The 12,245-nt window shown below is 46.5% G+C and carries 10 protein-coding genes; 7 read left to right on the top strand and 3 right to left on the bottom strand.

Translation table 11 applies throughout. From position 1 onward, the window contains the following. The first annotated feature begins 184 nt into the window (after positions 1-184). The 7 genes from AB1756_04400 to AB1756_04370 all read left to right on the top strand — a co-directional run bounded on the left by AB1756_04400 (position 185) and on the right by AB1756_04370 (position 9,418). Positions 185-706 (top strand): ATP-binding protein, encoded by a 522-nt coding sequence (locus AB1756_04400; protein ID MEW5806570.1) that lies wholly within the window; start codon positions 185-187, stop codon positions 704-706. Between the two features lie 91 nt (positions 707-797). Beyond that, on the top strand, positions 798-1,349 hold the full coding sequence (locus tag AB1756_04395) for a carboxypeptidase-like regulatory domain-containing protein (GenBank protein MEW5806569.1): 552 nt from the start codon (positions 798-800) through the stop codon (positions 1,347-1,349). A gap of 178 nt (positions 1,350-1,527) precedes the next feature. Next, positions 1,528-2,658 carry an outer membrane beta-barrel protein gene (locus tag AB1756_04390; GenBank protein MEW5806568.1) on the top strand — a complete coding sequence of 377 codons (1,131 nt, stop codon included), beginning with the start codon at positions 1,528-1,530 and terminating at the stop codon, positions 2,656-2,658. A 70-nt stretch (positions 2,659-2,728) separates the two neighbouring features. Then, complete coding sequence (locus AB1756_04385) at positions 2,729-4,105, top strand: SLBB domain-containing protein (GenBank protein MEW5806567.1); 1,377 nt, start codon at positions 2,729-2,731, stop codon at positions 4,103-4,105. A 46-nt stretch (positions 4,106-4,151) separates the two neighbouring features. After that, positions 4,152-6,404 (top strand): polysaccharide biosynthesis tyrosine autokinase, encoded by a 2,253-nt coding sequence (locus tag AB1756_04380; GenBank protein ID MEW5806566.1) that lies wholly within the window; start codon positions 4,152-4,154, stop codon positions 6,402-6,404. Positions 6,405-6,567: 163 nt separating this feature from the next. Continuing rightward, a complete protein-coding gene (locus AB1756_04375) occupies positions 6,568-8,076 on the top strand; it encodes an O-antigen ligase family protein (protein ID MEW5806565.1) in 1,509 nt (502 codons plus the stop codon). After that, the gene (locus AB1756_04370; GenBank protein MEW5806564.1) at positions 8,066-9,418 is read left to right on the top strand and encodes a tetratricopeptide repeat protein; all 1,353 of its coding nucleotides are present in this window, start codon (positions 8,066-8,068) and stop codon (positions 9,416-9,418) included. Before AB1756_04375 ends, AB1756_04370 begins: the two co-directional genes overlap by 11 nt. Before the next feature lie 21 nt (positions 9,419-9,439). Here the strand turns inward: AB1756_04370 and AB1756_04365 are convergent, their stop codons facing one another. The 3 genes from AB1756_04365 to AB1756_04355 form a co-directional block, all read right to left on the bottom strand. Further along, on the bottom strand, positions 9,440-10,684 hold the full coding sequence (locus tag AB1756_04365) for an ATP-binding protein (GenBank protein ID MEW5806563.1): 1,245 nt from the start codon (positions 10,682-10,684) through the stop codon (positions 9,440-9,442). Between the two features lie 118 nt (positions 10,685-10,802). Further along, positions 10,803-11,426: a sugar transferase gene (locus AB1756_04360; GenBank protein ID MEW5806562.1), complete on the bottom strand. Its 624-nt coding sequence runs from the start codon at positions 11,424-11,426 to the stop codon at positions 10,803-10,805. 139 nt (positions 11,427-11,565) lie between these two features. Then, on the bottom strand, positions 11,566-12,183 hold the full coding sequence (locus tag AB1756_04355; protein MEW5806561.1) for an FkbM family methyltransferase: 618 nt from the start codon (positions 12,181-12,183) through the stop codon (positions 11,566-11,568). Between the last annotated feature and the right edge of the window lie 62 nt (positions 12,184-12,245).

Here is a 12,245-nt window from a genome sequence, read left to right as displayed (position 1 = left end):
TGTCAAGATATATTTTAAAATTATCTCAAATATATTGGCACCAGGTTTTGGTGAGGGATGAGAGAAGAACTCAATAAAATCAAGGGTTCTAGAGTGATGAGAGCTCCCAAACTGTAGAAGATGAATCTCAGAGGAGACGAAGAAGCTCGGGAGTCTTATCTCTGATGTCATCGACGCCTCCAAGATGGCAGCAGGGACACTCACCTTCAAAATGGAAGAAGGAGACCCTCATGCACCGGTCTCGCAGGCGATCGAATCGATGAGACCACTCTTTGAAAAAAAGGGACTCAAGCTGGCTTTCGAAAGGAGCGTTGAAAAGAGGACCGCCTACTTCGACACGAGGAGGGTAGAACAGGTCGTCAGCAACCTTCTGAACAATGCCCTTAAATACACGCCAAAAGGAGGAAAGGTTTCCGTCGCCATGTCTGATGTTGATTACAGCGGCGGGCAAGAGTATATCAAAATATCGGTCTCGGACAACGGTTCTGGGATCCCACCCGGCCTCAGGGATAAGATCTTCGACCGCTTCAAGCTGATGGGGAGCCAGGAGATCAGAGAGGCGGACGGGCTCGGCCTCGGGCTACCCCTTTCCAAATTTATCGTGGAGAATCTCGGCGGGAAGATCTGGGCAGAAAGCGAGGAAGGAAAGGGGACGACCTTCCATTTCACTATCCCGTGTTTTAGAAAGGAAGCTCTTGAAAGCTAAATTTTTTTTCATAGCCTATTGACTTTTTTCTGTAAAACATGTTTTAATTCATGCAAAATTAATGCGTTCATCCTTAATGAAGGAGGTTAGTATGAAAAGATTAATGTCCGTAAAAAAATTTTTTGCTTTCATGGTCATTCTTTCGTTTATTTTCATGGTGGCAAGCCCCGGATTTTCGCGTCAACAGACGGGCTCCAGAGTCAGCGGTAAGATACTGTCATCGGATAAGACCACGCCGGTGGCCGGCGCAATCGTCAAAGCGGCCGAAATCGAAAGCAAGAAAGTTTACGAAAGCCAGCCCACGACAGAAAGCGGCTCCTATGAGATATCAGGTCTCCCGAAAGGAACTTACGATATCGCTGTTCAGGCAGAAAAAGGACTTTATGCCGTTAATAAGCTGCTGGATGTCGGCATGAATGAATCCCTCTCCCTTTCTCTTGCCCTCAACGAAAACGCTGAGAACCCCGGTATGGCGAAAGGAGAGAACACCAAGGAAGCAAAGGCAAAACCGGCAAAAACGGGATTCTGGAATAATCCTTTGACGGCGACATTGACTCTCGTGGGGATCGCGATCGTCGTCGGCCTGGCTATTGACGAACTGACTGATGAGGAAGAAGAAAAGCCGATGAGCCCCTGGCAGTGATTCTCCTTTTCACACCGCTTGAAATCTGAAGCTTAGTGATCCCTTAATTCATTTGATGCAAATAAATTCAACTAATAAATTCTTTCTCCTGCAAGTAGTTTTATCTGTTCTTTGCCTGCTTGTTTCCTTCCCATGCCGATCTCAGGAGGAGAGATTTAACCCGGAGATCAACAGACATTTGAGATGGGGTCCCTTGAGGCTTCGCCCCTTCTTTACCATTCAGGATACGGGATACGACAGCAATATTTACAGAAGACGGACCGACGTAAAGAGCGATTTCACTTCGACCTTTTCTCCGGGATTCGACCTCTTCACCTACCTGGGAAGCAGAGGAAAGATCCTTCTGAAGGAACAGGTCGATGTCGTTCTCTTCGCAAAAGAAGATTCCCTGAATCACATCAACAGCAGGAACATGGCTGAACTGGACCTTTACATGACCAGGTTCTTCTTCAGGACGCAGGGAGCGTTGAACTATATCAAGGAGCGGCCCAACAACGAGATCGACATCAGAACACGCAGCTCGAATGGCAGCCTTTCCTTCTCTTCCACCTACAGACATTCCTCGAGGACGAGCGCCTCGCTGACTGTTACCAGAGCATCGATCAGATACAAAAGCGACGACGAATACTTCGGTTCGACGCTGAGTGCATCCCTCGACAGGAATGAAGATTCCCTCTCGTTAGGCTTTTCGCAGAAAATGCTCTCGAAGACGACGATCACCCTGGAAGGCGAGGAGATCCGGCACGATTTCCTCAACGATTCCCTGCAGAGGGACATGAGAGGCAAATATTACAAACTGGGATTCAAGTTCGATCCGAGCGCTTTCCTCAACGGGAATTTCAGGATCGGCTACGCCTCGCTCCTCCCCGAGCATAAGGATCTCAACAGTTACAGGGGACCGGTTGGCGATGCTTCCCTCTCCTTTCGCATCATGGAACCGACAAGGATCTCCCTGAGCTACAGCAAAGGAGCCGTCTTCTCTATCTTCGGACGGAACCTCTATTCCATTCAAAACAGTTATGGCGTGACGATCTTCCAGCACATCACGAAACGATTCGGGATGGAACTGGGAGGGACACTCTTCAAGAGCAGGTATTCCCTGCCGGAGTATCTGCCGCTGGAGCAGGGCGGGTCCATCTACGCCATCCGCATGGATGAGGTCAAAACCGGTTTTGCCGGCGTGAAATTCAGGATCAACGAACAATACAATGTAGGGCTGAGAGCCATGAAATGGAAGAGAGCCTCCAATGTGTACACAGAAAATGTCGAGCAGATTATGATCGGGAGCACTTTCGCTTTCCGCTTTTAAAAATATTCCCTGCTAGAGGAATTTTAGGCTTATAATAATGGAAATTTATCCCTGAGGAACTTGTAAAGATATGATCTATACAAAAAGGTTCTTAAAGACAGCCCCGTTCATGATCTTTCTCTTCATAGCAACTTCAAAACCTGCCTTCTGTGCCGGGATCCTGAAAGGGATCGAACTATCCGGAGAAAAAACACAGCGGAAGATCGATCTGTTTATCGAGGGATCCTACTATTACAAGTACTTTGAACTGAATGATCCACCCCGAGTCATCGTGGACCTCTACGATGTGAGAATCGAAAATTCCCACAGAAAAGATATCGGATCTTCATTCCTCGCCGGAATCAGAGCAGAACAGTTCCAGAACCAACCGCAAAGTATAGCACGCGTCATCTTCGATCTCACGGCCAGGACGCCTTACCGGGTGACATACAGAGCAGGAAACCTCTGCATCACGTTTTCCAACAGCTATGTCAAACTGGCTACCCCCATACCTGACTTTGCCGGAGTGAAGACGGAAGGGACGGAAGAGCCGCAGGGCAATGATCCCAGACTCGCTGAAACGATATCGAACCCCCAAGCCAGCAGACCGATTGCTACAGAGAACAGAGAGATGAAGAGTCCTGATCCGGGACCCATCCTAGAAGCTCACAAAGCGCAACAACCACCCGAGCTTTCCCTGTTTGAAGAAGGAGATTACAGGATCGGAAGTGAAGATCTCCTCGAGATCAAGGTCTTTGATATACCACAGTTCGACCATACCGTCAGGGTCTCGGAGAATGGAACGATCTCTCTTCCGCTCATCGGAATGATCCCATGCCGGGACCTCACAAAAGGCCGGCTCGAGAACAGGATCGCCGAGCTACTCTCGAAGTTCGTCCACAATCCGCAGGTAAACATATTCATCAGGGAGGCCGAGAGCAAGAAGATCTCCGTGAGTGGTGCCGTCAAGAAACCCGGCATCTATGAAATGCTCTCGAGACAGAGGATCCTCGACATGGTCTCCAAGGCGGGAGGATTCACCGACGAAGTGGGCAAGGAGCTTTACATTTACAGGAATGATGATGAGGGAAACAGGATGAGGATCCCAATTGATGTCGAGAAACTGCTGTATTTTGGCGAGCCGGAACTCAACATAGAGATCAAGCCGGGTGATGTCATCTTCGTCCCCCTCGAGATGTTCCTGAAGATCTATGTTAACGGAGCGGTGAAGACTCCTGGAAGTTTCGATATCAAGCGATCCGAATCCACCACGGTCCTTCAAGCCATCACGATAGCCGGGGGGAGCACCGATCGGGCCGCCGAACATAGGACGCAGATCTTAAGGAGACTGCCTGGAGGGAAAAGTGAGATCATAGGTGTCAACCTGAAAAAGGTCAAGAAGGGAAAGGCCGAAGACATATTCCTGAAACATGGGGACATCGTCTATGTCCCCGAAGCTTTCTTCTGACCCTTTTCCCTCAGGGAAGCCTGATGCCGATTATTGAGGAGCTTTAATGGAAGATAATCAAGAAAGATTTGAGGAAAAGGAGATCAATCTTTTCGATTACTGGAATATCATTTACAAGCATCGCTATGTGGTCTTGATCACGCTTCTTGTCCTCGTGACGACCATCACTCTTTGGACATTCATGATACCTCCCACATACAAAGCCACGGCACAGGTCCAGATCGAGAGGGATATTCCCAATGTCCTTCCCTTCAAGGAAGTCCTTTCCATGGCCCCTTCCTATGATGACTTTTATCAGACTCAGTACAAGTTAATCCAGAGCCGAACCATAGCCAGGAAGGTTATAGATGAACTCGACCTGCAGGAGAACGAGCAATTCACGGGCAAGAAAGGCTTCAGCCTGATGGGTTTCCTGAAGGGTCTTTTCTCTTCCGGCAAAGATAATGACGCTGATGATGAACCGGATGACAGCGGCATCGTGAACGCTTTCCTGGGAGGCCTGATGGTCGAGCCGATCAGGAACAGCCGACTCGTCAACATCAGTTACATCTCCCATTCTCCGGAACTTGCCGCCAGGATCGCCAACACCGTCGCAGAGAAGTACATCGCCTTCAATACCGAGAGCAAGTACCGGACAACGACCATGGCATCGGATTCCCTCGAAAAAGAGATCCATTCACTCCGCACAGAGATCGCCAGCCTGGAGAGCACCATGCAGCAATTCGCCCGAGAGCACAACCTCTATGTCTTTGAAGGAGAGAACCAGAACCTGATGCAGAAGAGCATGTCCCAGATCATGCAGAAGGCATCGGAAGCAACCATCCAGAGGATTGAGAGAGAGAACATCTACAAGAGCATTCAAAGTTCCCCCGCGGATGCCCTCCCCGAAATAATGAACAGCCGCCTGATCCAGGACCTGAAAGCTGACATCTCACGCCTGGAACAGGAATACCAGGAAAAATCCAAAAAATTCAAGGAAGAGTGGCCTCAGATGGCTCAGCTCCGGGAAAAAATATCCGCAGCGAAGGATTTGATGGAACAGGAGAGGACTCATGTCTATAAAAGCGCGCTCAGCGCCGCCAAAAGGGAATACCTGGAAGCCCTGCAGGTCGAAGAAAGCTTAAAGAAAGAACTGGACGAATTGAGCAAAGATACCCAGAATCTGCTGGCAGATCACATCAAGTACAGCACCATGAGTGCGGATCTCCAGACCAAGAAGAAGAATCTGGAAGACCTGCTCAAGAGGAGCGGCGAAACTGGAATATCGGCCAGCCTAGAAAGCTCCATGATTGGCAACATCTGGATCGTGGACAGGGCCGAGACTCCTCACAGTATCTATAAGCCCAAGAAAAGGTCAAATATAGCGCTCAGCCTCATTGTGGGTCTGTTGCTCGGCATCGGCCTGGCCTTCTTCTTCGAATATCTTGATAACACATTGAAGACCATTGAGGATGTCGAAAAGTACGTCAAGATATCCGTCCTAGGGATCATTCCCAAGGAAGCATCGTCCGTTCAGCAAAAGACTCAGGAAGCTGAATCAAGGCTCGACAAGGAAATTGATCTGGTCTGCTTCCATGAGCCTAAATCAAAGACGGCAGAGGCGTTTAAGGAGTTGAGGACATCCATATTGCTCTCCTCACCGGATAGCCCGCCGAAGACTTATCTCATCACCAGCAATCAGCCCAAGGAGGGGAAAACCTTTGTTTCACTGAATCTGGCAGTGACATTCACGCAGATAGGCAAGAGGATCCTTCTCATCGATACCGACCTGCGAAAGCCAAGGATCCATAAGATTCTCGGTCTGAAGAACACAATGGGAATCTCTAACTACCTGAGTGGTAATGCCGCCTTCAACGAGATCTTTCAGGATAGCCCCATTCCCAATCTTTCCATCATTACCAGCGGGCCGATTCCGCCCAACCCCTCGGAGCTGATCGACTCCAAGAATTTCAGCAGTCTCCTCGATTACCTGAAGGGGCATGATGAGTTCGACCATATCATCTTCGACTCACCGCCGGTCCTCTCCGTTACCGACCCAACGATCCTCTCCTCGAAGGTCGATGCCGTCATCCTCGTCATCCATGGAGCAAAAACCCCAAGAGATGCCGCCATCCGGGGCAAGGAAAAGCTGTCGCTTGTGAACGCCAAGATCATAGGCTGCACCATCAACAATGTGGATATCTACCAGAGCTCGTATCCTTATTATAAATACTATTATTACCACTACTATCATGATGAGGATTCCGAGCAAAAAGTCCTGGAAATGAAAAAGAAGAACAGGAAAGTCTTTAAAACCTGAATGCATTTCCATGAACATTTCTTGTGGATAACTCTGTAGAACTACTCTGAAGACTCTTGAAACAATCATCGACTGGGGTTTTATCGTTCTGATCCTGTGGGCTCCTCTGCCCCTGGGTTCGGCACGGCAGTGGTCGACTCTCGTTGCCCAGATTCTCATCGCCATGATCGCGCTCCTCTGGCTTCTGAAGATTTCCCTTTATTCAATTAAAGCTCGAAGCGAACTCTCAATCCATATACCGAAATTTTCAAGACTCCATCTTCTGGGATTGCTTTTCATTGCTCTTGTCATCCTTCAGATTGTTCCCCTTCCCCCGAAAATCCTCAGAATTGTTTCACCCAAGACTTACTGGCTCTACGCGGAGGCGATCCCGGGATATGACGGCCACAACCTTGAAATAAAAAGCATTGAAGAAAAATTCTTTGCTCTCGCTACTTCCGTAGAGATGGAAACCAATCAGAAGAAAAATCTGATGAAGGAGCGAGATTACGCCGCGAAAGTGCAGGAGAATATGGAGCTTGCCAAACAAGGGAAGGATAACTCGTCATGGAGTATGCGACAAAGCTCCTGGAAACCCATATCCATCCATCCTTACAGAACAAGAGAGATGCTCTTCAAGATCATTTCCTTCTTTCTCGTCTTTCTGGTGGTGACGGAACATTTCAAAACACGGGAAAAGGTTGATAAGATCCTGAAGACTCTTCTCGTGATTGGCACATTCGAGGCTTTCTACGGGCTTCTGGAATACTTAAGCGACCACCAGCATATCTTTTTCTTCGAAAAGATCTATAACCGAGATTCTGCCACAGGGACCTTTGTCAACCCGAACCACTTTGCCGGATTCCTGGAAATGACTCTTCCAATCGGTCTCGGATTGTTCTTTTATCTAATCCAGAAATCCGAATGGAAATCGGAAACATTTCGCGAGAAAGTGCTCTCCCTGTCTCACCCTCTGAAATTGAAGTGCTTACTCGTCTTTCTCTGCATATCCATTATCTTTGCTGGACTTCTCCTCTCTTATTCCAGGAGTGGTCTCATCGTCTGCGTTTTCTCCCTGATCTTTCTCTTTTCCTCCGCCATCTTCTGGTACCGGAAAAGAAGAACACAATTATCTCTTATCATGTTGATCCTTATTCTTATCGCTACCCCGTTCATAAATCATGGCTTTCAAAAGATGAGGGAAGGATTTGAATCTTTAGACATAGAGCTTTCGGGGGAGAAGACGAGAATGGCGGCTCTGAAAGATTCCCTGCATATTTTCCCGGATTTCCCGATCCTGGGATCCGGGTTTGGAACTTTTGAATATGCTTTTCTGATTCATTCCTCACACGACTGGGGTGTCCGATACGATTTCGCTCACAATGACTATCTGCAGATATTGGCAGAAACAGGAATCGCGGGGGCTCTGCTTGTGACTTTATTCATCATTTTGATCCTGCGCTTAGCTTATCGAAAAATCAGAAAGCATAGAACGGAACGACTTTCTATATTCTTCGGATTGACGGCTTCATTCATTGCGATATTGGGTCACGAATTCACTGATTTCAATCTCTATATTTACTCCAACGCGCTTCTGTTCTCGGTCGTTCTTGCCTTGATAATCATTGAGGGAGGAGGAAAAGGAAATCAGGAAAGTGTACTTGAAAGGAAGATCATTGTAAATGGTTTTTGAAATCAGAAATAGATTTTTTTTACTGCAGATCCTTCTGACGACTTTGTTGGCCATCTCTCTTGGATACTACTCCCTGAAGCATCTCACGGCATCCTTCATCAATCTCCGATTGAAGATCCTCTCCCCCCAAGAGGAAGAATCAAAGAAAAAGCCGAATCAGAAGAAGAGTCCCTTGCAGAGCCATTTCAAGAAGCTGGAAGAAAGTCTGTCCCTGGCAAGGATGGGATGCGTGAAAGAAAAGGATAATCCTTTCTATTGCCTGAAAGTCTCGGAACTTGGACTGGAAGCGTTTTCCCTGAGTCCAGACGAGAAACTCAGACTCATGGAGATACTTCACCCACATGCGCCGAAGAGAATGGATGAGGATCAGATGCTCATCAGAGAGATCTTTGAGCTTCTATATTCTTCTCTTGTTCTCAACCCCTCGAATTTCAGGTCATTGCTCTATCTGACACAGCTTGTCGAAATCAGCCTGAATTTTGCCAAAGATTTCATCGATCTTGACTCAATGAAGGACGCCCATGCTCTTTCCGGTCATTACATAGAGCGCGCTTTGAAACTGAACCCTTCCCATGCCCAGCTCAACAGCCTGGCGGGAAAATACTTCCTTCAGATGAGGGAGGCAGAAAAGGCCGGACAATATTTCAGAAAGGCATTAGACCTTAACAGGAATCTCTCGGCAACGATCTTTTCCGAGATCCAGTACGAAAGAGACCGGGAAGAAGTCATAGATTTGATCCTGGAAAACAAACCCGAATTGCAGAGCCTGTACGGAGATTTTCTTTTCGATAGTAAAAACTATGAGGATGCCGAAGAGTACTTTAATGAGAACTTCCGACTATCAAGAGACAGGATGGCCCCCTATCGGAAACTCTGTCAGCTCTACACTGCTTCCGGGAAGAATGAAGAGACGAGGATCCTGTCGGAGAGGATGCTCAAAGAGGGATACGTAAAGAAGGCTGAAGATCTTTCAGAGGTTTACTACCATATAGCTTCAGCCATGGAAAAGAGCGGAGACTTGCACGGCGCGATAGAAGCCGCGCAAAAGGCCGTCGAGAATAACGGCCAGGAAATCCGAAATCACTACCAGCTCGCCAGACTCCATTTGAAAAATGGAGAAACCGATCTAGCCCTATCAAGATTGCAAGTCATCCTCAGACGTTTTGACCGCAAGACGATCCGGGAGAGCGGTATCAATGTCCATCTCCTGCTGGGCGAAGCCTACGAGAAAAAGGACGATATCCTCAAAGCCTATGAGGAATACAACAAAGCCTTGAAGCTTAACCCCGATAACAATGAAATCCGGAAAAAAATAAACTTCCTCGCCAAAGGACTGCGGTAGGGACCTATTCGCTGCAGGAATTCAGGCAAGCCAGTAAGCAGGGATATGCGAAATCGCGGCTGTCATAAAATCTCCCGTATGGGCAATATATCCCTTCTTGACATTATATTTTTTCAGGAAATTGCTCATCCCGCGATGGATACGTGCATGGGTCTTCACCTCTATGGGAATCAATTCCCTACCACTTTCACAAACAAAATCTACTTCAGTAACATCTTTCGTGCGCCAGTAATAGAGATGGTCCATTTCCTTTTTTCTCTTCGTCAAACCCGTGAATACGGCATTTTCGAGAAGAATGCCCATATCCGTTCTGGATGGTGAAGCACTCAAATCATTGATAAGGTAATTGCGCAATCCGTTATCAAGCCAGTAAATCTTACTAGCTTTCCGGACTTCGACCCGGTGACTCCTAGAATAAGGAGGAATCATCGATATAAGAAAAGAGTTCTCAAGAATGGAAAGAAAGTTCATCACCGTTGGTCTTGATATTCCTACTGTTCTTGAGAGTTCGGAAACATTCACCAGGGAACCTGCCTGACTTGCTAGGACTCTGACAAGATCATTGAACTTGTGGATATTTCCAATATGGAAAAGACTTCTGATATCTTTGTAGATGTAAGAGTCAACGATCTCGCCCAACAGTTTTGTCTTCTTCTCAAAACTGCTCTCAAGAGCGATCCTTGGATAACCCCCAAAGATCAAGAATTCATGAAAGAATTGGTCGTAATCTTCTTTAAAAAACCGAGTAATTTCCTCTATCTGCTTAAAAGGCTCGGAAGGTAAATTCTTAGCAAGATTCTTTCGTTCTTTGAAATGAAGAAATTCGCGAAAACTCAGCGGATAAAGTGTAAAAATCAGTTTTCTTCCCACCATGGCTTCCTTGAATTTCAGCCTGATACCCAATGCCGATGAGCCGGTGCCTATCACTTTGAATTTATTTGAATAGTGATCCACGCTGAGTTTAATAAACCTTGAAAGATTATCCAGATAATGTATCTCATCTAGAAAAAGATAATTTCTTTTCTGGAAAGAAGCGCCAATGGAAGACAAGAATCTCATAAGATTCTCCGGACCCTTTTTTACCTGGTCGAGATTCCTGGAGTCTTCCAAGTCAAGATAGAATGCATTTTCTTGTGTCTTTATGCTTTCCATTATCATTTTCAGAAGCGTCGTTTTCCCGACCTGCCTAGAACCTAGAATGATGATAGCCTCCGGTCCCTCTAAATACGTTACTATATCTTTTCTCAACTCCCGATCATAGAACATGCAGGTATCTCCTTTATCAGGCTTATATTACTAAAAAGTAGGGATATTTGTAAATAGCTATATACAAACAACTCGGGCATTTGATAATGGCTATTAACAAATGGCGGAAAAAAGTGTACTATTCCCAGCGGGCGCGGAAGGTGATAAAGAAGGATTGAAAGATGAGATAGAGGTCGAGCCAGAGGTTCATCTTCCTGACATAGAGGAGGTCAAAGCGGAATTTGGAATGATGGTGGGCATCTCGAGGCGCGAAGATCTGGGCGAGCCCGGTGAGCCCAGGGCGGACCTTCAACCGCTCTTCAAACCCTGAAATATCCTCTAGCCTTATTATCTCCCCATTCTTGCCATTAACACCCTTCTGCAAAATCTCTTTGGGCCGCAGAGCTCTCGGACCAACAAAGGACATATCACCCCTCAAGATATTGACAAGCTGGGGAAGTTCATCCATAGCAGTTTTTCTCAGAACCCTTCCAACGCGCGTGACGCGAGGATCATTCCGGCTGGCCTGGACCGGACCGGTATGCTTCTCGGCATCAGGAATCATGGAGCGGAACTTCAACGCTTTAAAAATCTTGCCTCTCCTGCCGATCCTTTCCTGCCTGTATAAGACTGGTCCGCCATCCTCAACCTTGATCAAGAGGGAAATGATAACCCAGAGAGGGAGAGAAATGAGCAGACCAACGGAGGAAAGGAAGATGTCAAATCCTCTTTTTAAAAAACCATTTCCCGAAATTGGCATCATTGCCTTTGATAGTTTATGCTTTTTCTATAGCCCTATTTTTTTGCTTGCATAAATCTTTGCATCCATAAGGAATAGAAACTAAAAACCTTGGAGCAAATGAAAAATTAAGCCCATTTATTCCAATGCCTTGGCAGATTTTTTAAATTTGAGCATGGCTTGGCGGATAGGCTAAGGTGTGCCACACGGCACTACTCAAGAGCTTTCTATTTTCTTTTTCCAATTCTGCATCATAGAGAGAATAGCCATGTTTCTTTAAAATATCGCTAACATCTTCAATCAGATTTGACGAAACTTCGCACAAAATTATTGGCTTCACTTCTGATAGCATTTTTTCTGCTCCTTTTAAAACCAGGTATTCAGCACCTTCAACATCTATCTTAATAATATTGGGGACAGCATATTTATCCAGCAACCAATCCAAACTCACAGTCGGAACAAGCTGGATCTCACGTATTCCACCAGTCTGAGATGATCCATCACAATTGTTCAAGTAGTTGGCAGCTCTTCCACGTTTTGCGATATTAAATTTTGCAATCCCAACAGAATCCGAAACTGCAACTGGAAGAACATCTACACAAAGATGAATGTTTGTTTTTAATTGCGATGATTTTCGTAGGATGTTGACTAGCCACATATCTGGTTCGATAGCTAGAACTTTACCTTTTTGTCCAACCAGATTCGCTGCAGCAAAGCGCAGCGTCCCAAAATGAGGTGGAAATTGATTTAGCGAATCCATCCTACCCATCTCCTGAATCATTGTCAACCTTCTCTTACGCCGCCTCCATGAGCTCCGCCCACCCGATGACGATCGGTTCCTTT

It is taken from the genome of Acidobacteriota bacterium (genome assembly GCA_040752675.1).
GTDB lineage: Bacteria > Acidobacteriota > Polarisedimenticolia > JBFMGF01 > JBFMGF01 > JBFMGF01.
The sequence above is the reverse complement of the archived record's forward strand: the minus strand, read 5'-3'. Positions and strand labels throughout refer to the sequence as shown.